Origin of the sequence: Hungatella sp. SB206 (genome assembly GCF_051132295.1) — a bacterium.
Lineage (GTDB): Bacteria > Bacillota > Clostridia > Lachnospirales > Lachnospiraceae > Hungatella > Hungatella effluvii.
On record NZ_CP096603.1, the window covers coordinates 3,152,288 to 3,173,507 of the forward strand.

Genomic DNA, 21,220 nt, shown 5'->3' on the forward strand with positions numbered 1-21,220 from the left:
CATAATTCGGCAGGAATTTACCTGTCAAAAAAAGCCTGACCGTCAATCGGCCTCCATCTGCTTATGAACAGGCACTATCGTGGCTGGTCCATAAGTGCCATAAGTCCTTTTTTAGCAGCGCCAGCCGCCGTTCTTCGGATGCTGGCGCTTTTGCTTGTCGTTTTTTCGGGAATTTCCCCGAACGGTGTCGCTCACCGCCTTCATTTCGGTTCACCCGTCAACCCGTGAATCGAAATGGAGGTACATAATGCAGAAGATCAATCTTCGGGAACTGTATCCCGATGTGTATAAAACCGATGTCTTTGTGGACGTGGCCGAGGAAGTGCTGGCGGCAATCCGGGGCCAGGAGAAGGACGATGCTGCCTACGAGCGCCGGAAGTTCCGGCACAAGGCCCATTACTCTCTAAACCGGGAGGATGGCATTGAAAACGATGCCCTCAACCGGCCGCTCATCCCGGAGGAAATCTTGGAGCAGAAGCAGCTACGGGAGGAAGTGTACGCCGCGCTGATGCAGCTGCCTGCCATCCAGGCCCGGCGTATCTACGCCCGGTTTTACCTGGGCATGACGGTGGCCGAGATCGCCCGGATCGAGGGTGCTGACCGCCGCCGCGTGTGGGAGAGCATCCGGCGCGGACTGAAGAAGCTGGCGCGGTTGCTGGATACGGCCCAATAACCTGACCGCCGCATAGCGGCAAAAAGAGAGCCGGTGGGGGTTTTTATTCCTCCACCGGCTTACTTATTCTCTAAATGTTCATCTGGGTCAACCCCAGCCGTCTGCACCATCTCTTTTAGCTCATCAGTCAACGCGCGGGTTGAGTTTAACAGCACTTTTCTGGCAGCCGGAGGGCACGAAAGGTAAAGCTGCCGCATATCGTTGGCGGCTTGCTCATCTTCAGGCAGATCGAGATTCATCAGGGAATCTAAAGATAAATTCAAGACTTTGCAAAAAGCGCGCAGAACCTCAAAAGAAGGATTCTTCACCCCTCTTTCGCAGCCTTGAACGTGCTTTAGAGAAACGTGGCTCAGATCTGCGAGTTCCTGCTGCGTCAATCCTTTTTCCTTACGCGCTTTTTGTATCCTTCGTCCCAGCTCTTTTATCAGTTCCATAGGCACTATCGTCTCCTTAATCATATTTTATCGTGCCCATTTCCTTGCAGGAAGAACCTCATAAAAGGTGTTTTTGAGTACGATAGTACCTATTTTATTATGCTTGTAAGGAGCTTGCGCTGTCCGCAGCTTCTATGAAGGGACAAGGCAAAATATTTTTTTCAAATAAATCGCAGTACAGACAGGACAAATCGCCTGTTTTTGTCATGGCTGTCAAGAAGGAGCTTTTCTTTCGCTGACCTTTGACAACTGAATACACGGCAGAACAGGTACATAACCCGCGCATGAGCGAGTGCAGGACGCCGCGAAGATGGAGCAGCCAGGAGGTGATGGACAAGCTGTTTCGGAGCGATCAACGTCCCTGTGACCCGGATGGTGGCACATCCGGCGCGATGACTGCGCGGGGGCTTAAAGATACTTCCTCACGGCCCGCCAAAGACTTGGGGGGAACCCTGCGGCGCACGCTACGAACGACGCTGCGGAGTTATGACAGCCGCGCCAGCGGAGACCTGTTGTGTTCCCATCGTCAGGGGGCGTGGCAAATATGACGAGTAATCCGAACAGAATAACAGTAGCCGCACCAGGTTTTTTATCCGAAGATTTCTTTCAGACTGGTGCGGCTGTTTAAGTATTAAGATATTAAGGAGGCGAGAGTGATGTTTGAAAAATTCCATCGAGGTGACATATATTCGGCTGATTTAAGCCCTGGTATCGGCTCCGAACAAAGTGGCTCTCGTCCTGTACTCATTCTTCAAAACAACGTGGGAAATTGTTTCAGTCCTACGATTATTATTGCAGCAATTACCAGTGTAAGCAAAAAAAGCAGAAAGTTCCCCACGCATTACCACTTAAATGACAGATGCGGTTTGGTGAAACCATCTGTTGTTATGCTGGAACAGATCAGAACAATCGACAAGTCGAGGTTAAAAAACTATATTGGTCATCTAAACAAGGATGACATGGAAAACATAAACAAGACGCTCTTGTGCAGTCTGGGGATTACATAAAAGTGCCGAAAGGCCGTATCATTTTCAGGCTGTGCAAGTAGAGTTATAATTTCGTTAGGAATTGCGGAGGTGATTCTGAATGGAGAATATCCAGCATAAAAGCGCATTGATTCCTTCAGATGAAATCCGGTCAGAAGAACTTCTGGCGGAACAAAAATTTGAAGCGTTTATCACTTCGCTGGCACATATCATCGAGAAATATGGTATGAGAGTGCTGGGCGAGGTTGACGGAGCTGCGTGAGAATCGCAGCTTTACATAGGATATTTTCCAAAAGTAAATTTTGGAGGTATGAATTATGAACCGATATGGAAAACGCTGTGTTTTGTATCCGAGGGTCAGCACAGAGATGCAAGTGGACGGATACAGCCTGGAAGGTCAAAAAAATATGCTGACACGATTTGCGGATCGTGAGGAAATGATCGTTGTTGATACTTATGAAGATGCCGGTAAATCCGGTAAATCCATTGAGGGACGGCCTGCCTTTCAAAAAATGCTCAGAGATATTGAGGATGGCTTGGACATTGACTATATTTTAGTGTATAAGCTGTCACGGTTTGGCCGTAATGCAGCAGATATACTTAACTCTTTGGAGTTGGTTCAATCTTATGGTGTAAATCTGATTTGCATAGAAGAAGGGATTGATTCCTCTCAGACAAGCGGAAAACTTTTGATTTCTGTACTATCTGCTGTGGCTGAGATTGAGCGTGAGAATATTATCGAGCAGACGATGAACGGGCGGCGCGAAAAGGCACGGCAAGGTGGATGGAATGGTGGCTTTGCTCCCTACGGGTATACACTGGAAGATAACAAGCTGATGATTGAAGAAACAGAGGCTGTGGCAATACGGAAGATTTTTGAATTATATACTTCATCGGAAATCGGTTTGGGTGGTATTGCGAATCAGTTGAACTTACAAGGTATACGGAAAATTCCGAGGCAGAATGGCACATTAGAGGATTGGACAGGACATTTTATTAAACTGATATTGGATAACCCGGTTTATTGCGGTAAAATTGCCTATGGACGGAGAACGAAGGAAAAAGTCAAAGGCACAAAAAACGATTACCAGATGAAAAGAAATGACGATTACATTCTGACAGAGGGACAGCATAAAGGAATCGTTAGTGAGGAGGTATGGGAAAAGGCTCATGCCAAGCGTCTTAGAACCGGAGTAAAGCAACCGTCAAAAATTGGGCGGGATCGAGTTCATTTGTTATCAGGTCTGCTGAAATGCCCGGTTTGTGGAAGTCCCATGTATACGAATAAACACGCATGGACAAATAAAGATGGCACTTACAAAGAAATTTACTATTATGTATGTAGTCGGAATAGGATGGTCCGGGGTAAGCATTGTGAATATAAGGCGATGCTGAAAAAGACCGATATTGAACCGATGGTCATTGAGGCAATTCGTGAGATCGTAAGGAATGAGGAATATGCCCAAGCCATTAAAAAACGGATTGGCGTTCAGATTGACACGAAAGCAGTGGATAAGGAACTGGAGGGTTATCAGGCAAAGCTGAAGGAAGTTGATCTGAATAAAACAAGATTGGAACGGGAAATTGACAGTCTCCCTGCTGATGCAAAATACCGGGAACGAAAGCTCCATGATATGACCTTGCGGTTAGATTCCCTATATGATGTCATTGTTGAGCTGGAGGAAAAAATCGAAGATGCCAGACTTAGGCGAGATGCAATTAAGCAGCAGGCAATTACTCTTGAGAATATTTACAAAATCATGGTGAATTTCGACTGCGTTTATAATATAATAAATGACGAAGAAAAGAGAAATGTGGTCACAGCCTTGATTAAGGAAATTGAAATTTACAGGAATGACGAGTCTGAATATCCGCTAAAGCGGATTGGTCTGAATTTTCCGGTGTTCAGGGATGGCGGGGAAGTTACGGAGCTTTTGTGGGACAAAGGGAATACCGTTGAGGTGGTAATAATGATGCGGAATTGTGGTTTGGAAGGAAAATAGAAGGGTTAAACCGCAAGATATAGTGGTTTTTGGCGAAAAATCGAGGAAAAAATCGGGCAAAAAATGGCCGTTTTTGACCCCGATTTTTTGGCCTTTTCATAGATGTGAGACGGGTAAAAGAGGATATGGGGTAAAATTTCAGGTCAGCCAGATCAAAAATGGCTGGCCTTTTTAATAGAGAGTATCAAAAATAGAAACGGCTATATGCGGAGGGATAGAGAGGGGAAATTAAATGTTTAAGATTTATTTGAGCCGGACAGTAAGCCCTGGTGTAGGTATCAGTCTGCCGGCTACAATCGAAGAAATGAGAGAAGCTTATTCTCTTCTGAATGGAACGGATACAGTTCCGTTGGAAACAGCTACCGCCTATGTGGAATCGTCCATTCCAAATCTGCGCCAGTACCTGTATGAGGTCCCGGTGTCAGAAAAAAGATTGGAGGAACTGAACTACCTGGCCTATCGTGTGAAATGGATGGACAGCCAGGATGAGGCGGTATTCGGAACCGTGATTGATATGATGAAACCGGAGACGATCCAAGATATGATCAATCTCTCCTGCAACATGGATAAATTCAGATATCTGCCGAGCGCAACTACAGAAGTAAAATTAGGAGAATATCTGCTGAAGGGAAACGCTGATATGGCTATGGAGGAACAGGCAGCCAGATTTAATTATGAAGGGATTGGAAAAGATTATATAAAAAAACACGGTGGTATGTTTCATGCATTTGGCTATACCAGCGGGATTCAAGAAGAACTGGAGCCCATCTATAGAGGGAATGAGTTACCAGATCCGGATTTCAAACAGACTTGTAGTTTTAAAGTATGGATTTATAAAGGGAATCCTTATGATAACTATACATTGAGCCTTCCGGCAATCGAAAGCAAAATGGATGCGCTCAAGAGCGCTATGGGAATTTCAAACTGGAGCGAATGTAAACAGTTAGCCATCCAGTGCAGAGTGCCAACGCTGTGGGATTGGCTGCTGGAGTATGGTTCCATAGAGGAGTTGAATGATTTGGTGACTGAGCATTGTCAGAGCATGGAGAATCAGCAGGCACCAGCATTGGGGATGTAAACGAAAAGGTAATCGAATAAAAATTCCAGGTCAGTCAGATCAAAAAATGGCTGGCCTTTTTAATAGATAAGAAAAAAGTAGGGGGAATTTCATGCAGATTATAGCCAATGAATTACGCAGGATGACAAATCAGGAGGGACTGATTCTCCAAGGCTGCGGAGGGGATGCGCAGGAGTGGATAGACGGAATCAACGAACTGTTAACACAGGAAGGCATTTTATTGGAGGGGACAGAGTTTAAGCATGTGAAGTCATTTTGCCATGAGGGATTGACCAACCTGCTGTTTCCGTTTGAGGATGTGAAACTCGATCTTGGAAAGCTGGCGATATGGAGAATTAAGAGCCATGAGACGTTTGGGGGTACTTGGCTGTCTGATTATGTTCCGAACCGGTTGGGAGGTTTTCTGGACGAGGCGCCTGCACAAAAGACAGAGGAGATTCAACAGCTGGGTGAACACCCGTCTCATTCTGCATGGGAAGGCGAGGAAGCTGGTCTGGGCGGGATGTCGATGAAGCAGTAAAAGGGTAGGGGGATTACCAATTAATTGGTTTTCGCAAGGTCAATACATCAAAGAAAGATGGTGAATCATGAATTGAAAGATTATACAGTGAATACAGCCATAACCTTTCATACTGGTTTTGATGACAGAGAGAATAACTGCCTGATGTATGAAGGGATGAAGGAAAAGATTAAACATGACATTCAGACCGCATTCCTAAATGATGAAAGTCTTAAGGGATATATCACCAGCGATCTGACGCTGCGGTTTCTGGACGGCTACAAGGTAAGGGTGGAGTATGAGTTTTCCTGTTACGATGAAAATAAACAGGAGGCGGAAGGATTTTCCAACTACTGTGTAAAAGGAGTCCAGAGCAGACTGGAAGAACTGGGTTACCGTATGGAGAGTATCAGTTCAAAAGCAGAAGAGATGGATATGGGGTGGCTGGATGAATTGGAATCCATGGTATTCCGTTAGAGAGAAGCAATGGAAATTAATCAGGCGGGCTTTGACAGGAAAGTGCTGGCATCTGGTGAGACCATGGAACCGCAGTTATGTCTTTTAGAATAAGGGCATAGCTGCTTTTTTTATGTCAAAATCCCACCGATTTGAAAGAAAGGACTGAGAACCATGACTGTAAGATTTATGAAAGGAACGTCAATCGCAGAGCTGGAACGGGAAATGCAGCAGGTGCCAGGGTTCAGACCGCGTAGAAGCGGGGTCATCCGGAGCCGACAGGCTGGAGAGACAGCGGGAGTTGGAAGCTGCCTGTATGTCAATGTGTGGAGAGCAGAAAAAGAACAGGAAATGGATGGACATCTGTATACCGCAGCGGATGAGGAAATGCCTCCCGCATTCTATCAGATCTTACTCAGACTGTTGGCAGAGGAGCTGCCGAGCTCGGCCCTGACGGTCCGGGTAGGGAAGCTCCAGGAGGAAGGGGAGAAAGGGATTATGTTTTTTAAAAGTGAGGAACACAGGCGGCGGTTTCGTGCGCTCATGCGCTGTGGTCTATATCCGGGGCTTGTGACGGAACCGGGATTTGCAGCAGCCGTGTTTTTGTTGAGCAGCGAGGAGAGGCTTTGGGAAAAGGCCGGGCCATTTGTGCAGGAGCGCACGATTGACTTCATCCGATTCCGCCTTCGCGGGGCTGATTTGGACAGCTATGCAACGTTCTGTGTGGCTAAGGAATTATGTACTGGAAAATCTTATGTGTCTTTATCAGAATTAGGGGATCCGGAACTGTTCCATGACGGACTGCTGCGTCTGATTATCCATGCGGTCTTAATCAGCCGGCATGGAATAGGGACTGTTTTAAAGGAGGAAGTGGAATGTTAGAAATCCGGATTGGCTATGGGGATATGGTTTCAGAGCTGATGAGAATTCCTATGTCGGCTTCAGACTTTGAGGCTGTCAAAAAGATACTGGACGAGGGAAAAGCTGGGAATCAGACGGTGACGGTCCGTTCTCTGGTTTCATCGGTTCAGCTACTGTCAGAGATGATTACAGGGATGGATTACGGAGATGAGATGATGCGGAAGGAACTGGACTTCCTGGATTTGCGGCTGCGGCATATGACAAGGAAAGAACAGGACATTTTTTCTGTGGCGCTTAAATTGGAAGCGCCCGGAACGCTGAAGGAGATCATCAATCTTTCCTTTAACCTGGATTTCTATGATCTGTTGGAGGATATCAGTGATCCGGGGCGAATTGCGGCAGAGCTATTACGCAGGGGGAAACAGATTGAGATACCAGAGGTACTGTATCCTATGCTGGATTTTGGACGGATCCGAGATTCCTATTTTGCAGACCACAGAGGGGATTACTGTCCAAGTGGTCTGGTCCTAAAGCGTGAGGATACTGTTTATAAAGAAGTGTATCAGAACTACCTTCCGGATCCGGGATATGATAAAAATTCGCTATTTCTGCTTCATCTGCGCCGCCCTTCGCAAAATGGTTTGGTAAATGTTTCTCTGGCAATCCCGGCAGATAAAGAACAAATGGAGCTGGCAAAAAAGGAACTGGGGATACAGGAGTTTTCCGAATGCCAATGGAATCAGTACGGAGGACCGCTTGATGAACTGCGTCATTATCTTCCGGTAGGGAGTGAGATAGAAGAACTGAACCGGTTTGCCTGGTTTTTAAAAGAAAAGGTGTTGGACGGCACGGAACAGATCGTGGAAAAGCTGAAAGCGGTGTTAACCGCGGAATGCCCCCGCAGCCTGGATGAGGCCACGGATGTTTTAAGTGACCTGGATCATTATCAGATCCTTTCAGAATTTAGAACACCAGAAGACTATGCCAGATGGCGGATGAAAGATGACGGTTCGCTGTATGTTTCCCGGTTTTGTGAAGCATACCTGGATTGGAACAGTCTGGGAAAGGCGCTGATGAAGCGGGATGGAACCAGGTGGTCGGAACAGGGAACCGTGCTGTGTGATGAGTGGCATTGCAATGAACTGAGCGAGAATGCTTCCGTTATCAGACTGTACAGTCCGCTGTTGGCAGAATTGGTGGATGAGGATGAGTATTCCTCTTCACTTTCTTCTGTTGGATTGATTTCTTATGAGGAGGATATCCGGGAGGCGATTGCCGCAGATGATATCTTAAAAACAGAAAAAGGACTTGGAGAGTACCTGGATAATCAACTTTTAAAACAAAGGGTAATCAGTATGCGCCCAACCGTAGAACGTTATCAATATAATCTTTGGGGTGTGCTGGAAATCAAGAGCCATGGGGAGTTGAATCCGGAAGAACTGGAGGTCCTCAAACGGGAATGGGTCGGACAAGCTTGTGATGGCTGGGGAGAATGTTTTTCACAGGAAGGCATCGAGTGTGAGTCGGATTGTGATCTGTATGTCTATTTTGGCCATTCTAAATTTCGTGTACAGACGGAACAGGAGCTGAAGGGGATTGTCTCGGAGCAGGAACTGACAGGCATGGAGGGGATGGGCGGCATCTCATAAAAAGAAGGGAAGGAGCCAGTCGACAGCTGTGAAACGATAAATCTGAAAGAGGAGGTGAGGGAGATGGAGGTATTATGAACGTGTCCGCAGCGATTTGCAGCAGGCAGAAAGGACGATCATCATAGCATTGCGATCAAATATAGATTTAGAGACAGAAAAGAGAGCTCTGGAGGAATCGCTTAATCTGGTACAGGAGGTAGCGGAGAAATGCCGCTTGGTGCAAGCTGAGTCTGTCCAGAAGACATTTTCGCAGGGAATGAGCATGGAGTGAACCATGCAAGAGGAAGAGGGAGAAAAGGAAAGGAGGATGAGAGGTATGAGTAAACCCATGAAGGTATGGATCTATGCCTTCCAGTTTGAGGAAGATCCTGCTTATCAGGGAAGTGTTCTTTCTCTGCCGGCTCACCAGGAGGCGGTAAAGGATGCGTTTCAGAGGGCCAGACTAAAGGAGGGGGAGCCTTATCTTTTGGACCGCGGAGGGTACTGGCCGGGTTTTATCGAATCGGTTCTGGAGCGCTACAATCATACACTGGAGGAATTAAATCTGTTAGCTTATAAGCTGTCACAAATGACAGAGCGGCAGATTGAAGTTTATGAAGGGGTTTTAAAGGTTCTTCCGGAGCAAAATATGAAGCAGGTTATCAATGGTCTGTATAACCTGGAGCGGTTTGAATTCCTCCCAGGGATCCGATGTGACAGTGATATCGGGGAAATGACCATTGAAAATGATCTGGATCCACTGTTAAAGGAGCTGCCAGGAGACATTTACCCGCTTTTAGATACTGAAAAGGTTGGAGCATATGTAAGAGAAACGGAAAACGGCGTGTTTACATCCAGGGGCTACTGCTACCGTGTTTCAGATCAGTGGCAGGAAGTCTATGACGGGAAGCAGCTTCCGGAACAGGTAGAGATTCACCAATCTCTGTTTTCTCTGTACCTTGTCCCAGAGGCAACGAACCCGGAAGATTTAGGAGTGGGAGTTTGGTTGGAACTTCCGTATGATGAAGCGACAAAAGTCCAGGTGTTCGAGAGTTTGGGACTGGAATCATTCAAGTATTGTAGGATTGCCAAAGTGCGTTCTGCTGCTCCGCTTTTTGAGCAGTTAACAGGGCAAGATCATGACATAGAACGGTGGAACTACCTGGCGGTGAAGGTAACGTCCATGACGGAGAAGGAGCTGCTGAAATACAAAGCAGTGGCTGAGTTTGAAAGCTGTTCCAGTTTAGAGCAGGCTACTGAGCTGACAGATAGGTTGGCTCAGTATGCGTTTGATCCGGCACAGGTGACTTATGCCACCTACGGCAGGGAATGTCTGGAGCAGATGGGAGCAGACCTGGAGGCACAGGCATTTCGGAGGTTTGACTTTGAAGGTTATGGGAAAGAACTGTATGTCCAGACCGGAAGGAAGCTCACAGCCTATGGGGCGGTCTCAAAGGAGCCCGACCTGGTGGAAGTTCAATCGGAGGACCATGCCATGATGACGCAGGAAATGGGATAGAGGAGGCGAGGTAGTATCAACAGTTTTATATCCTGGGTGGGGGGCAAAAAGGCGCTGCGGAACACGGTGTATGAATTGTCTCCGGCCAGTTTTGAGCGTTATATTGAGGTGTTCGGAGGCGGAGGCTGGGTGCTGTTCGGGAGACTGCCGGATCCGAAGGTGATGGAGGTCTATAATGATTTCAATTCCAACCTGACCAATTTATATGCCTGTGTAAAGAACCATCCCATGGAGTTTTTACGCCAGCTGGGATTCCTGCCTTTAAACGGAAGGGATGAATTTCTTGTGCTGCGAAGGTTTTTAGAGGGGCAGGAGTTCAATCGGACTTTCCTGGCGCAGGAACTGGAGCTGGCAAGGCATAACCTGCCGCTCATGGAGTTCGAGGAACTGCGTTCCCTCCTTCTGGAACGCGCAGCGCCGGGGGATGTCCAGAGGGCGGCGGCATTTTACAAGGTAATCCGGTACAGCTATGGAAGCGGCTGCACATCCTTTGGCTGTCAGCCCTTTGATGTGAGAAAGACCTTCTATCTGATCTGGCAGGCGGCGGACCGGCTGGCGAATACGGTCATCGAGAATAAAGACTTTGAGGCGCTCATCCGGCAGTACGACCGGGAGAACGCCTTTCTTTATTGCGATCCGCCCTATTTTATGACGGAGGACCACTATGAGGTGGAGTTCCCAAGGCAGGACCATGTGAGGCTTCGGGAAACCCTGGCAGGCTGTCAGGGAAAATGGATGGTCAGCTATAACGATTGCGACTATATCCGGGGGCTGTACGAGGGCTGCCACATCACGGCGGTCAGCCGGATCAATAACCTGGCCCAGCGCTATGACCGTGGGTGTGAATTCCCGGAGGTAATCATTACCAACTATGATCCCCAGGAGCGGAAGAAATGGGGCCCACAGCAGATGAACCTGTTTTCTGCCGGGCTGTTGGGAGGTGAGACGGAAGATGGAAGGAATTGAGAAACTCTGGTGGGCAAAGCATCGGCTGGAGGAACAGACAGAAGGAAAACAGCGCCTGATTATTGGAGCTGGAGGACACCTCTTCGTGAAGGTGGATGACAGCTGTCTGGCGGCTTGTTACTTTGCCATGGTCAGGAATCAGAAAACCGGGCAGTATCATGCGGACGTAAAGGGCTATCTGCGGACGTTCAGCGGGTACTGCAATGGAACACGGCTGGAGCAGTTGTTGGAGGAAATAAGCGGGCTGGCGGCGCTTGTGAAGGAACTGGAGGCCGCGCAGCTTAGTGTGAGTGAAGAGGAACTTCAGGAATTCATTCGGGAGTTAGAACAGCAGGATAAAACAGCAGAAGGAGAGGAAAGGGAGGCGTGATGAGAAACGTGAAAATCAATGGAAGAGTGGCGGAGGATGGAAGCATCATCCTGCCGCCAGGTGTATTGGAAAGCATGTGCCTGCCTCCGGGGAATCTGGTAACGCTGGAGTTTGCCCCCACCAGTCCGGTAAAAGAAGCTAACGGCTATGGGCCGCGGTTTCAGGTGGAAACGGGGATCTGTGAGACGGATATCATTGCCGATGAGGAGGAGGCAGCGCTGGTAGTCCCTCATGATTTACTGAACGATGCCCATATCCCAATGGATGCAGGGCTGGTGGTGCAGACGATTCCGGGGGCGATTTTAATCGGTGATACGGATCCCATGGCGGCGGTCCAGGCGCCGCTTCTGGAGATCCTGTCCCTGTTTGGGATATCTGCGGAGGAAGCGTACAAGACAATCGAAGAAGGAGGGTACTACGATGAGTAAGCTGGTATATAAGGTGATGGACAGTAAGGGAAGAGTGTTAATTCCGCGGGAACTGCGTCTGGCGGCCGGTATGTGCGGCGGGGATATCCTGGCCCTTCAGCTCCAGGATGGAAAGGTATCCGTGCGTAAGGTAGAAATCGTGGAGGTGGGGGACCAGTCACCGGAAGCAGTAGAAGCCTACGTCCGCGCCGCCATTAAAACCATGCCAGATGCGGTCCGCTTAAGCCTGATTTCAGACCTGTCCGGGCTGGTACGGGAGAAAGAGGAATACCATGTCGGATAGTCGGATTTATGCAGACAGGGATTGTGTGGAGACAGGAAGTGGCTGTTCTCTGAAGGGGAAGGTGATTGTCCTGAAAGAATCTGCCCAGGAGGCTGGCTTTGGCCGGCAACTTTATTACTGCACAGGCGGGAAAGGAGCCAATGCGAATGCCCTGGGAAAGTCTGTGTTTCTGGTGAATTTAAAGAACGGAGAGTTTGAACGCTGCATTCGGGATCATGTGCTTGGGGTGTTAAAGCCGGAATTGCTGCCGGATGAGGAGAAGCTGCAGCTTTCCCAGATCCGCCCACTTGGAGCCCTGCCTTTGGAGAACCATGAACCCCAGTACAGCGGATACAGCTTTCTGGAGGATGGAAGGTATGCGGCCGGGGTGTGGCTCTGCAATGAAAAGGAAGCCATGGAATATGTGGAAATGCAAAAATCCTATCAGCACCGGATCATGCTCTGTGACCGGAATGATTTCTGTGTTTGGGAGGTGCGGGATGGCAGGCAGGTTTACCCCACACAGGAAGAGTTAGATCAAATGCGCCAGGGATTGGAAGGCAGTCCGGGACCAATGCAGATGTAAGAAGAGAATTGCGATTTAGCACACTGAGCGGCCCATGGTTTTGCCAGGTCTGCTGCATGTTCTTATCCAATGTTTGTTGGTTTTTGTGAATCGCTTTCCGGCGTACAGCATGGTATGGTGTTGAGTTGATACAGTAGGTAGAAGTAGGAAAGTGAGGGCAGCGGATGTCTAAATACGTGGACAAAATGAACCTTCCCCAGTACCGGTTTTACAACCACATGGTGGGGGAAGGGGAGGAGCGGAAAGAACTAGTCAGCGACCTGTTGACAGCGGAAATGATACTGGAGAGGGGGAGCAAGAAAGAGCGCAGCCAGGCGTTAATAACGCTGGCAACCAAGAAAAAACGTCTGGCGGATTTTATTTACAGCCAGGAGGAGGACCGAAAACGCTGTCTGAAGGATCTGACAGGGCGGGACATGAAGCAGTTTCGGAAGCGCCTGGACCATTATCTGGATATGCTGCTCATGATCCCATTTTTTTAAGGACAGTCAGAGAAGAAACGGCGGTATGTGGATGAGAAGTCTGCCTCATCCATCCTGCCGGAGCAGAGAAGCCGCCATTTTCAATACGATAGGGAGAAGGGAAAATATTATACCGAATATGACTGTGTTCCCAAGCTTCTGCTGATCAATGAGCGGCTCTATGAAGAATACGGTTACTATGAGATGACCCAAACAGATAAGGAGAGCCTGAACCGGCTGGTGGCAGATGATGTGCATTATATTATTAACATACAGGGAAGCAGTGGCGTAGATTGTGCCTATCTGGTAGAGAAGGATGAAGATCTCTGTATTAAAATCCTAGACCGGTTGAAGGGGAGCAGGAAAATTCCCATTGAAAACCTGGTCGGAAAGACGGACGGTGTGACGGCGGTGTTCTTAAGTCTCCTGGATTATTTGCAGGAAATGGAACTGGCAGAGCAGAGACGGCGCAAGTATCTGGAGGAGCATCCCAGAAAGTCGGAGTATGCAGGAAAGGCGATTCAAAGTCAGCGGTTTGTAGACAAAAACAGTATCAAGGTGTTCGATATGAAACAGGAAGGAGCAGCCCCGGATTCCATCGGAGCTGTCTATTTTTTTAGCAAGAAGAACAGCGGAAGAGGCGGATTTAGGAGAACGGGGTATGAAATGCTGCCTCACACCAGGAGAGGACATTACCGGAAATACAAAGACGGAAAAACCGTCTATGTGAAAGCAGCCATTATCCACAAGGAGAAATATGAAGGGATCCAGTCAGCCCACCGGATGAACCAATCGGGAGGGAAAAACAGGATGGAACAGGAGGAGAGCGGTACCGCTCTTTCACAAGGCATGAGTCTGTAACTGTTAGGAGGAACTTGAGATGTGGCATGGTTTTTGAGCCAGGGACGCTGCAAATGGGAGTAATAACGCTTGGGAAAGACGCCGTTGGCAGTAAAGAAGTGATTGAAACAACAAGAAGGGAGTGAATGCCCATGCGTGGGATTCGGGTGGAAAACGGGAGGATTTTATACTTTGGAAACCCAGCCGGATATGTTGCCGGGAGCCAGGCGGTGGTGGACCCGATCTTTAAGGGAAAGGAACTGGAAGCCTATCTGGAACGGCAGGGCGGGATTGAAGCCGTGGTATGGAAGGGCGGCGTATACGATCGGCTGATGAATGGACAGGCAGAGACTCAGGGCTGTGAACCCTTGAAGAACTGCCGGATCTGGCAGTTGAAGTCCGATGTCAATATCCATATGAAATTCATTGGCTATGATACGCTGGTTACGAGATTCGGAGAACCGGCCCCACAGAATTACCACATGGTCTATGACGGGGAAATAGAGACCAATGAGTTGGATAGGATCTACGAGAAATTTGATGGAGGGCAGGAGGTTCCAGGCTATACGGGACATTCCCTCTCGGTGTCAGATGTGATTGAGCTATACGATGAGGACACCAGTGAATTCTATTACGTGGACTATAGGGATTTTAAACCGGTTGCATTTGGGGGACCGGAACCGATCCAGTCCCAGGTGCTTCAGTTGTAAAGATGGAAATCAGGCAGCGAAAGGCTGCCTTTTATCATGAGAGGAGGATTAATTTATGAGAGCAGGATTTGAGCGTGTAAAACGTGCGGCAGAGTGGAACATGTGTAAAGTACGGGCAGTCATTGCAGACCGTTCCGGTGAAAATTTCATCGATAGTGCTATCAAAATCTTGATGGCTGTGGTGATCGGTGCTTTGCTGCTGGCGGGTCTGTACGCATTATTCTCTGAAAATGTGTTACCCACGTTGTCCCGGCGCATTACCGAGATGTTCAACTATGCAGGCTGACAAAAAACGCAGAAAGATAAAGAAAGAAGGAGGAACTTTATATGCCTACTGTAGACGTAAGGATTACATCCATGTACCCGCCAGGAGAGGCGGGAAGTATCCGGGGATATGCATCCGCTACCATCGACAGTTGTATTGGAATCCGGGGGATCAAAGTAGTGGATGGAGGAGAGCGTGGACTCTTTGTTTCCATGCCCAGCCGGAAGACAACGGAAGGATATAAGGAAGTGTGTTTCCCGGTAACGGCAGAGTTCCGGGAACAGCTTCACAATGCAGTGTTATCGGCCTATCAGCAGGCGCTGGAGCAGTCTGTTGCCCAGCAGACTGGCACTACTCAGGCGGATGCGGCGGAACAGGCCGGGGAACAGCCGAGCCTACAGATGTAGGGTGCAGGGAGTTCTGTTTCTCTATCTGTTGCTGGCCGCTGCCTTTGTGGATCTGAAACGGCGGGAGATTCCGGACTGGGTGAGCGGCGGCATCGCCGCCCTCTTCCTTATGCACGCTCAACCGGAATGTCTGTTGGGGCTTATTCCAGCGCTGTTTTTCCTGGCAGCGGCAGTAAAAGGGGGAATCGGCGGCGGAGATGTGAAGCTGGCTGCAGCTTGCGGCCTTGTGCTGGGACTGCCGGGTGCCTTGATGGGAATGGTAGTAGGATTAATGCTTCAGCTTCTGTTTCATATGTGCTCAAAGTGCGTGTTGCTGTTTTTCAGAAAGCAGGTAAGCTCTGCGTATCCAATGGCTCCATTCCTGGCGATTGGATACGCTGCCGCCTATTATATTTAGGAGGAGTTGGAAAATGAAGAAGAGGGTTCTTAGGTTGTTTGTACTGATTGGCTGTGTGAGTGTTTTCTGTTTTCGGTTCATAAAAAAGGCAGATTTATCTGCAGTAAGGTAAGGAGAATCAATATGGAAATTGAGAGAGCCAATGCATTCACCATGTATTATGAACCGTTTGAACTGGAGGAGAAGGCAGATGGCCCTGTAATATCCGAGACAGCTGAATTTTGTATGGTCCAAGGATAGAGAAGAAGGGAGAGAGATATGAATTTCTTTAAGAACAGAACCGTGATCGGCTTACTTTGCATTGTACTGTCCCTGGTGATCTGCTTTGCAATCACGCCGATGTTTAACCGGACGATCAGCGAGAAAACAGAGATTGTCCGGGTCACAAAAAACATCTGGATTGGGGATGAGATCACAAAGGATATGGTGAAATCCGTGGAGGTGGGAGCTTACAACCTGCCGGAGTCTGTTGTGCACAATCTGGATGAAGTGATTGGCAAGTATGCATCGGCGGATATGGCTCCTGGTGACTATATCGTCCGTTCCAAGGTGGCGGAGGAACCGGCAGCGGAGAATGCATATCTTTATAATCTGAATGGGGAAAAGCAGGCCATTTCTGTCAGTGTGAAGGCCTTTGCCAATGGGTTATCCGGAAAACTGATCAGTGGTGACATTGTATCTGTGATTGCGCCGGATTTTAGAAAGCAGGGTTCTACAATTATTCCGCCGGAGCTGCAGTATGTGGAGGTTATTGCAGTAACGGCAAACAGCGGATATGACGCCAATACCGGGGAACGGGGCGATGAGGAGACGGAGAAAGAACTGCCGGGAACCGTGACCCTTTTGGTTACACCGGAGCAGGGAAAGGTTCTTGCGGAACTGGAGGCGGAAGGGAAGTTGCATTTATCCCTGGTGTACCGGGGGACAAAGGAAAATGCCCGGAAGTTTGTGGAGGCCCAGGAAATCATACTGGAAGAACTATATCCGCCAGAGGGTGAGGGAACGGAAGAGAATACGGAGAAGGAAAGCGGAAACGAAGAAACAGATACAGTAGAAGAAGCCGGTGGAGAAACAGTACAGGGAGAGGAGACAGGGGCAACCGCAGAAAGCGAGAGCGGGGTGGAGTAAATGCTGAATTTCAAAAAAGGAAGTATTTTCGACCGCTCGGCAAAGGCGCAGGAGGACTTCGTGGATGAGCCGGGGAATCAGATCCTGGCGGTCTGGGGGAGTCCGGGAAGCGGTAAATCCACAGTGGCTGTGAAGCTGGCAAGGTACCTGGCTGGAAAGAAGCGGAACGTGGTCCTCCTGACCTGTGATATGACGGCTCCCATGCTGCCCTGTATCTGCCCTCCGGCAGACCTTGAATGTGAACATTCCCTGGGGAGTGTGCTGGCGGCAGCCCAGGTGACACAATCCTTGGTCCGCCACAATCTGATTACCCATAAAAAGTATGACTACCTGACCCTGATGGGGATGCTGCGGGGAGAGAATGAATATACCTATCCGCCTTACAACGCGAAGCAGGCAACAGAGCTGATTACGTGTCTACGGGAAATGGCCCCTTATGTGATCATCGACTGTGGAAGCTACATTGCCAATGATATCCTGTCGGCCATTGCTCTGATGGAGGCCGATGCGGTTCTCCGCTTGGTAAACTGCGATTTGAAGAGTATCAGCTACCTTTCCAGCCAGCTGCCCCTGCTGCGGGACAACAAATGGGATGCGGATAAACAGTACAAGGTAGCCAGCAACATCAAGCTCAACGAGGCCAGCGAACATGTGGAGCAGGTGCTTGGAAGCGTGACATTTAAGCTGCCGTATTGTGCGGAACTGGCGGCGCAGAGTCTGGCCGGGGATCTTCTGGCGGATCTATCCTTGCGGGAGAGTAAAGGGTTCCGAAAGGCGATTGAAGCAATCAGCAGGGAGGTGTTTGGATGTTAGGGGAAAAGCGCTCCGGGGATATATTTGGGCCGGGATCAAAGCAGGAAGTTGGTGTACCGGCAGCAATGGCAGAAGTGGCTGGTGATGATCAGGAAGTAGAACTGCAGAAATATAGTGATTCCAAGAGACGCGAAATAGAATACAAGGACAAATCAGAACAGAGAGAAAAAAGCGAGGCAGTTGTGCCAGAAAAACAGCCTGCCCCGGGTGAAATGGAGCCAGAGGAATCAGATGATATAGAGGAGCCAGGAGATGATAGGGGACCTCTTCTTTCCGAGGTACGGGCTCCGCTCGCCCACAACCTGTTCTTTTCTCCAGAAGGAGAAGGCCGGGAATTTACGGATGTTTTAAAAGAAGTGCAGGAGTACATTTCCAGCAAATATTCCACGCTGATCATTGACCAGGGAAGCGAGGACGTGAAGGATCAGATTAAGCGCTATATCACCAAGTATGTGCAGGACTACCGGATTGCAGTAAAGGGAATGGACCGTCAGGACCTGGTGGATACCATTTATACTGAAATGGCGGAGTTCTCCTTCCTCACCAAGTATGTGTATGGGACAGGGATTGAGGAGATTGACGTCAACAGCTGGCGGGATATCGAAGTCCAGTATTCCGGAGGCGTTACGAAGAAACTGACCGAGCGTTTTGAGAGTCCTCAGCACGCAATCAATGTGATCCGCCGTATGCTCCATACGTCCGGCATGGTTCTGGACAATGCCAGCCCGGCAGTGCTGGGGCATCTATCCAAAAACATCCGAATTGCAGCCATGAAAACGCCGCTGGTGGATGAGGACGTAGGGATTGCAGCCTCAATCCGTATTGTAAATCCACAATCCATGAAGCAGGAAGATTTTATAAACGGGGGAACGGCCACCCAGCCGATGATGGACTTTTTGACCGAGTGTCTGCGATATGGGATATCCATCTGTGTGGCAGGGGCGACAAGTTCTGGGAAGACAACACTGCTCGGATGGCTTTTGACCACCATACCGGATAACAAGCGAATTTACACCATTGAGAGCGGTTCCAGGGAGCTGGCTCTGGTGCGCGAGAAGGAAGGTGTGGTAACGAATTCCGTCATCCATACCCTGACCCGGGACAGTGAGAATGAGCGCCAGAGGGTGGATCAGATTGCCCTGCTGGACATGGCGCTGCGGTTTAACCCGAATATTATTGTGGTGGGGGAAATGCGCGGGCCGGAGGCCAATGCGGCTCAGGAGGCGGCCAGGACCGGCGTGGCGGTGGTAACCACCATCCATTCCAACAGCTGTGAAGCCACATACCGGCGTATGGTGTCCCTGTGCAAACGTGCGGTGGATATGAGCGATGAGACTCTCCTATCCTATGTGACGGAGGCCTATCCAATCGTGGCATTCTGTAAACAGCTGGAAAACCGGGAACGGCGTCTGATGGAAATCCAAGAGTGTGAAATCCGTCTGGATGGAACCAGAAGCTACCGGCCGCTGTTCCAGTACAAGATCACGGAAAACCGGGTGGAAGACGGGAAATTCATCATTGAAGGCCACCATGAGCAGGTACATGCCATATCGGACGGGCTGGCGAAACGGCTGTTGGAGAACGGGATGCCGGGCGAGACGCTGAAACGATTGAGGGGAGGTGTGAATGTATGACATTGATGCAGCTTTTGGCCTGTGCCGGTATGATAACCGGCGCTTTTTTGATTCTGGGATTAAAACCGATGGAATTTACAGACGGCCTGTTTGGTTTTCTGATGCAAAAGCCCAGGACGATAAAGGAGGAAATCAACGAGGCCACCAGCCGGAAGAAGCCGGGGGTGTTTCGCCGGGAAATCCGCACAGCTCAGGAGATCCTGGCTATGACGGGCAGGGAAAGCCGTTTTTCCATGATTTGTGCAGCCAGCCTGTCCTTGTTCTGTCTTGGCGGCTCCCTGGCAATCCTGATGGGGAATTATTTTCTGGCCCCGGTCCTGGCGGTGGGCTTCCTGTTCTTCCCCTTCTGGTATGTGCGGCTGACGGCCGGCCATTACAAGAAGAACGTGGCGGCGGAGCTGGAGACCGCCCTGTCTATCATTACTACAGCGTATTTGAGAAATGAGGATATCCTGACTGCGGTGGAGGAAAACCTGCACTATTTAAATCCGCCGGTTCGCAACGTGTTCCAGGAATTTTCGACCCAGGTGCGGATGGTGAATCCTGATGTGGAAGCCGGGCTGCAGGCACTGAGAGGGCGGATTGAGAACGATGTGTTCGAGGAGTGGTGTAATGCACTGTGTGACTGTCAGTATGACCGTAGCTTAAAGACCACGCTGACGCCGATTGTGAGCAAGTTATCAGATATGCGGATCGTGAATGCGGAGCTGGAGCTGTTGGTGACGGAACCCAGGAAGGAATTTATTACCATGGTGATCCTTGTCATTGGAAATATCCCGTTAATGTATTTCTTAAACCGAAGCTGGTATGAGACTCTGATGTTTTCTTATGTGGGACAGATCATCCTGGCAGTATCAGCGGCTCTTATCTTTGTCAGCACGGCATGTGTGATCCGTCTGACTAAGCCGCTGGAATACAGGAGGTGACGGGGATGATTGGATTACTGGTTTGCTTTGGCGGACTGCTGGCTGCCGGATTATTTTTCTTGGCAGCGGACTTGCTCCGGCTGCCGTATTTAAAGACATCGAAGGCAATGATTAATACAGGGAGGGAAAACAGAAGGGCAGCAAAGAGCATGGAAACGTACTTCCTTTCCCTGGCAGTGAAGCTGGCGCCTTATATCCACATGGATGAATATAAACGGGGACGGCAGAAGAATATTCTGAAGGCCAGCGGGCTGAACATGGAGCCAGAGGTATATCAGGCTTATGTTATTTCCAAGGCAGGACTTGTGCTGCTGGGAGTCATTCCCTGTCTGCTGGTCTTTCCGCTGCTGGCTGTGATTGATGTGATTCTGGCGGTGATGGTGTATTTCAAGGAACAGGAGCGGGCGGATGATCTGCTGGCGAAGAAGAGGGGAGAGCTGGAAGGCGAGCTGCCCCGATTTGTGTCAACCATTGAGCAGGAACTGAAGAACAGCCGGGATGTGCTGTCCATTGTGGAGAACTATAAAAAGAACGCCGGGGAAGAATTCGCCAATGAATTGGAAATCCTGGCGGCGGATATGCGCTCCTCCAGTTACGAGGCAGCGCTCACCCGGTTTGAGGCTAGGCTCAACTCTCCTATGTTCTCCGATGTGGTTCGTGGGCTGATTGGCGTGCTCCGCGGCGATGATGGGGCCATGTATTTTCAAATGCTGTTTCATGATTTCAAACAGATGGAGCTGCAGCGGCTGAAAAAGGAAGCCCAGAAGATCCCGCACAAGATCCGTGTGTTCAGCTTCCTCATGCTGGTGTGTTTTATTATCACTTACCTGGCGATTATCGTATTTGAGATTCTAAAGTCCATGGAAAGTATGTTTTAGAAAAGAAAAAAG

At 49.3% G+C, this 21,220-nt stretch carries 27 protein-coding genes; 26 read left to right on the plus strand and 1 reads right to left on the minus strand.

Annotated features, from left to right (window positions below; genetic code table 11):
• Positions 1-247 precede the first annotated feature (247 nt).
• Positions 248-673: an RNA polymerase sigma factor gene (locus M1L66_RS13735; protein ID WP_102288198.1), complete on the plus strand. Its 426-nt coding sequence runs from the start codon at positions 248-250 to the stop codon at positions 671-673.
• Positions 674-732: 59 nt separating this feature from the next.
• Here the strand turns inward: M1L66_RS13735 and M1L66_RS13740 are convergent, their stop codons facing one another.
• The gene (locus M1L66_RS13740) at positions 733-1,107 is read right to left on the minus strand and encodes a helix-turn-helix domain-containing protein (RefSeq protein WP_004797313.1); all 375 of its coding nucleotides are present in this window, start codon (positions 1,105-1,107) and stop codon (positions 733-735) included.
• A gap of 656 nt (positions 1,108-1,763) precedes the next feature.
• Between M1L66_RS13740 and M1L66_RS13745 the strand changes: the two genes are divergently transcribed.
• The 25 genes from M1L66_RS13745 to M1L66_RS13865 all read left to right on the plus strand — a co-directional run bounded on the left by M1L66_RS13745 (position 1,764) and on the right by M1L66_RS13865 (position 21,208).
• A complete protein-coding gene (locus M1L66_RS13745) occupies positions 1,764-2,114 on the plus strand; it encodes a type II toxin-antitoxin system PemK/MazF family toxin (RefSeq protein ID WP_002576184.1) in 351 nt (116 codons plus the stop codon).
• A 79-nt stretch (positions 2,115-2,193) separates the two neighbouring features.
• Positions 2,194-2,355 carry a hypothetical protein gene (locus M1L66_RS13750; RefSeq protein WP_171905590.1) on the plus strand — a complete coding sequence of 54 codons (162 nt, stop codon included), beginning with the start codon at positions 2,194-2,196 and terminating at the stop codon, positions 2,353-2,355.
• 55 nt (positions 2,356-2,410) lie between these two features.
• Positions 2,411-4,096 carry a recombinase family protein gene (locus M1L66_RS13755; protein ID WP_434693596.1) on the plus strand — a complete coding sequence of 562 codons (1,686 nt, stop codon included), beginning with the start codon at positions 2,411-2,413 and terminating at the stop codon, positions 4,094-4,096.
• Between the two features lie 232 nt (positions 4,097-4,328).
• Positions 4,329-5,174 (plus strand): hypothetical protein, encoded by an 846-nt coding sequence (locus tag M1L66_RS13760; protein WP_368271398.1) that lies wholly within the window; start codon positions 4,329-4,331, stop codon positions 5,172-5,174.
• A 91-nt stretch (positions 5,175-5,265) separates the two neighbouring features.
• Positions 5,266-5,694 carry a hypothetical protein gene (locus M1L66_RS13765; protein WP_368271397.1) on the plus strand — a complete coding sequence of 143 codons (429 nt, stop codon included), beginning with the start codon at positions 5,266-5,268 and terminating at the stop codon, positions 5,692-5,694.
• A gap of 24 nt (positions 5,695-5,718) precedes the next feature.
• Positions 5,719-6,150, plus strand: coding sequence for a hypothetical protein (locus M1L66_RS13770; protein WP_320998782.1), 432 nt, complete (start codon positions 5,719-5,721; stop codon positions 6,148-6,150).
• A 153-nt stretch (positions 6,151-6,303) separates the two neighbouring features.
• A complete protein-coding gene (locus M1L66_RS13775) occupies positions 6,304-7,011 on the plus strand; it encodes a hypothetical protein (protein WP_320998783.1) in 708 nt (235 codons plus the stop codon).
• Positions 7,005-8,639, plus strand: a complete 1,635-nt coding sequence (locus tag M1L66_RS13780) for a hypothetical protein (protein WP_320998784.1) — start codon at positions 7,005-7,007, stop codon at positions 8,637-8,639. The genes M1L66_RS13775 and M1L66_RS13780 overlap by 7 nt, the downstream gene beginning before the upstream one ends.
• A gap of 316 nt (positions 8,640-8,955) precedes the next feature.
• Positions 8,956-10,137, plus strand: a complete 1,182-nt coding sequence (locus M1L66_RS13785; protein ID WP_117634162.1) for a hypothetical protein — start codon at positions 8,956-8,958, stop codon at positions 10,135-10,137.
• A 66-nt stretch (positions 10,138-10,203) separates the two neighbouring features.
• On the plus strand, positions 10,204-11,103 hold the full coding sequence (locus M1L66_RS13790) for a DNA adenine methylase (RefSeq protein ID WP_434693602.1): 900 nt from the start codon (positions 10,204-10,206) through the stop codon (positions 11,101-11,103).
• Entirely contained in the window at positions 11,090-11,473 is a 384-nt protein-coding gene (locus tag M1L66_RS13795; RefSeq protein WP_320998786.1) for a hypothetical protein, read from the plus strand. Before M1L66_RS13790 ends, M1L66_RS13795 begins: the two co-directional genes overlap by 14 nt.
• Positions 11,473-11,901, plus strand: a complete 429-nt coding sequence (locus M1L66_RS13800) for a hypothetical protein (RefSeq protein ID WP_117634159.1) — start codon at positions 11,473-11,475, stop codon at positions 11,899-11,901. The genes M1L66_RS13795 and M1L66_RS13800 overlap by 1 nt, the downstream gene beginning before the upstream one ends.
• Positions 11,894-12,184, plus strand: a complete 291-nt coding sequence (locus M1L66_RS13805; protein WP_117634158.1) for an AbrB/MazE/SpoVT family DNA-binding domain-containing protein — start codon at positions 11,894-11,896, stop codon at positions 12,182-12,184. Before M1L66_RS13800 ends, M1L66_RS13805 begins: the two co-directional genes overlap by 8 nt.
• On the plus strand, positions 12,174-12,749 hold the full coding sequence (locus M1L66_RS13810) for a hypothetical protein (RefSeq protein WP_117634157.1): 576 nt from the start codon (positions 12,174-12,176) through the stop codon (positions 12,747-12,749). Before M1L66_RS13805 ends, M1L66_RS13810 begins: the two co-directional genes overlap by 11 nt.
• A 164-nt stretch (positions 12,750-12,913) precedes the next feature.
• On the plus strand, positions 12,914-13,231 hold the full coding sequence (locus tag M1L66_RS13815; RefSeq protein WP_320998787.1) for a hypothetical protein: 318 nt from the start codon (positions 12,914-12,916) through the stop codon (positions 13,229-13,231).
• Between the two features lie 27 nt (positions 13,232-13,258).
• Positions 13,259-14,071 (plus strand): hypothetical protein, encoded by an 813-nt coding sequence (locus tag M1L66_RS13820; protein WP_320998788.1) that lies wholly within the window; start codon positions 13,259-13,261, stop codon positions 14,069-14,071.
• 131 nt (positions 14,072-14,202) lie between these two features.
• Complete coding sequence (locus M1L66_RS13825) at positions 14,203-14,760, plus strand: YodL domain-containing protein (protein WP_117634171.1); 558 nt, start codon at positions 14,203-14,205, stop codon at positions 14,758-14,760.
• A gap of 55 nt (positions 14,761-14,815) precedes the next feature.
• Positions 14,816-15,046 (plus strand): DUF6133 family protein, encoded by a 231-nt coding sequence (locus tag M1L66_RS13830; RefSeq protein WP_118077430.1) that lies wholly within the window; start codon positions 14,816-14,818, stop codon positions 15,044-15,046.
• A 41-nt stretch (positions 15,047-15,087) separates the two neighbouring features.
• Positions 15,088-15,432 (plus strand): SpoVG family protein, encoded by a 345-nt coding sequence (locus M1L66_RS13835; protein WP_117634776.1) that lies wholly within the window; start codon positions 15,088-15,090, stop codon positions 15,430-15,432.
• Between the two features lies 1 nt (position 15,433).
• On the plus strand, positions 15,434-15,829 hold the full coding sequence (locus M1L66_RS13840) for a prepilin peptidase (RefSeq protein WP_173892493.1): 396 nt from the start codon (positions 15,434-15,436) through the stop codon (positions 15,827-15,829).
• Positions 15,830-16,087: 258 nt separating this feature from the next.
• Positions 16,088-16,957: a Flp pilus assembly protein CpaB gene (cpaB, locus tag M1L66_RS13845; RefSeq protein ID WP_320998625.1), complete on the plus strand. Its 870-nt coding sequence runs from the start codon at positions 16,088-16,090 to the stop codon at positions 16,955-16,957.
• Positions 16,958-17,770 carry a ParA family protein gene (locus tag M1L66_RS13850; protein ID WP_117634783.1) on the plus strand — a complete coding sequence of 271 codons (813 nt, stop codon included), beginning with the start codon at positions 16,958-16,960 and terminating at the stop codon, positions 17,768-17,770.
• Complete coding sequence (locus tag M1L66_RS13855; protein WP_117634785.1) at positions 17,764-19,404, plus strand: CpaF/VirB11 family protein; 1,641 nt, start codon at positions 17,764-17,766, stop codon at positions 19,402-19,404. Before M1L66_RS13850 ends, M1L66_RS13855 begins: the two co-directional genes overlap by 7 nt.
• A complete protein-coding gene (locus tag M1L66_RS13860) occupies positions 19,401-20,330 on the plus strand; it encodes a type II secretion system F family protein (protein WP_117634787.1) in 930 nt (309 codons plus the stop codon). Before M1L66_RS13855 ends, M1L66_RS13860 begins: the two co-directional genes overlap by 4 nt.
• A 5-nt stretch (positions 20,331-20,335) precedes the next feature.
• The gene (locus M1L66_RS13865; RefSeq protein WP_117634788.1) at positions 20,336-21,208 is read left to right on the plus strand and encodes a secretion protein F; all 873 of its coding nucleotides are present in this window, start codon (positions 20,336-20,338) and stop codon (positions 21,206-21,208) included.
• Positions 21,209-21,220 lie beyond the last annotated feature (12 nt).

Excerpts from the sequence above, each read along its gene's own strand:
- M1L66_RS13735 (WP_102288198.1), top strand. The coding sequence starts at position 248 with ATGCAGAAGATCAATCTTCGGGAACTGTATCCCGATGTGTATAAAACC.
- M1L66_RS13740 (WP_004797313.1), bottom strand. The coding sequence starts at position 1,107 with ATGGAACTGATAAAAGAGCTGGGACGAAGGATACAAAAAGCGCGTAAG.
- M1L66_RS13745 (WP_002576184.1), top strand. The coding sequence starts at position 1,764 with ATGTTTGAAAAATTCCATCGAGGTGACATATATTCGGCTGATTTAAGC.
- M1L66_RS13750 (WP_171905590.1), top strand. The coding sequence starts at position 2,194 with ATGGAGAATATCCAGCATAAAAGCGCATTGATTCCTTCAGATGAAATC.
- M1L66_RS13755 (WP_434693596.1), top strand. The coding sequence starts at position 2,411 with ATGAACCGATATGGAAAACGCTGTGTTTTGTATCCGAGGGTCAGCACA.
- M1L66_RS13760 (WP_368271398.1), top strand. The coding sequence starts at position 4,329 with ATGTTTAAGATTTATTTGAGCCGGACAGTAAGCCCTGGTGTAGGTATC.
- M1L66_RS13765 (WP_368271397.1), top strand. The coding sequence starts at position 5,266 with ATGCAGATTATAGCCAATGAATTACGCAGGATGACAAATCAGGAGGGA.
- M1L66_RS13775 (WP_320998783.1), top strand. The coding sequence starts at position 6,304 with ATGACTGTAAGATTTATGAAAGGAACGTCAATCGCAGAGCTGGAACGG.
- M1L66_RS13780 (WP_320998784.1), top strand. The coding sequence starts at position 7,005 with ATGTTAGAAATCCGGATTGGCTATGGGGATATGGTTTCAGAGCTGATG.
- M1L66_RS13785 (WP_117634162.1), top strand. The coding sequence starts at position 8,956 with ATGAGTAAACCCATGAAGGTATGGATCTATGCCTTCCAGTTTGAGGAA.
- M1L66_RS13795 (WP_320998786.1), top strand. The coding sequence starts at position 11,090 with ATGGAAGGAATTGAGAAACTCTGGTGGGCAAAGCATCGGCTGGAGGAA.
- M1L66_RS13800 (WP_117634159.1), top strand. The coding sequence starts at position 11,473 with ATGAGAAACGTGAAAATCAATGGAAGAGTGGCGGAGGATGGAAGCATC.
- M1L66_RS13805 (WP_117634158.1), top strand. The coding sequence starts at position 11,894 with ATGAGTAAGCTGGTATATAAGGTGATGGACAGTAAGGGAAGAGTGTTA.
- M1L66_RS13810 (WP_117634157.1), top strand. The coding sequence starts at position 12,174 with ATGTCGGATAGTCGGATTTATGCAGACAGGGATTGTGTGGAGACAGGA.
- M1L66_RS13815 (WP_320998787.1), top strand. The coding sequence starts at position 12,914 with ATGTCTAAATACGTGGACAAAATGAACCTTCCCCAGTACCGGTTTTAC.
- M1L66_RS13825 (WP_117634171.1), top strand. The coding sequence starts at position 14,203 with ATGCGTGGGATTCGGGTGGAAAACGGGAGGATTTTATACTTTGGAAAC.
- M1L66_RS13830 (WP_118077430.1), top strand. The coding sequence starts at position 14,816 with ATGAGAGCAGGATTTGAGCGTGTAAAACGTGCGGCAGAGTGGAACATG.
- M1L66_RS13835 (WP_117634776.1), top strand. The coding sequence starts at position 15,088 with ATGCCTACTGTAGACGTAAGGATTACATCCATGTACCCGCCAGGAGAG.
- cpaB (WP_320998625.1), top strand. The coding sequence starts at position 16,088 with ATGAATTTCTTTAAGAACAGAACCGTGATCGGCTTACTTTGCATTGTA.
- M1L66_RS13850 (WP_117634783.1), top strand. The coding sequence starts at position 16,958 with ATGCTGAATTTCAAAAAAGGAAGTATTTTCGACCGCTCGGCAAAGGCG.
- M1L66_RS13855 (WP_117634785.1), top strand. The coding sequence starts at position 17,764 with ATGTTAGGGGAAAAGCGCTCCGGGGATATATTTGGGCCGGGATCAAAG.
- M1L66_RS13860 (WP_117634787.1), top strand. The coding sequence starts at position 19,401 with ATGACATTGATGCAGCTTTTGGCCTGTGCCGGTATGATAACCGGCGCT.
- M1L66_RS13865 (WP_117634788.1), top strand. The coding sequence starts at position 20,336 with ATGATTGGATTACTGGTTTGCTTTGGCGGACTGCTGGCTGCCGGATTA.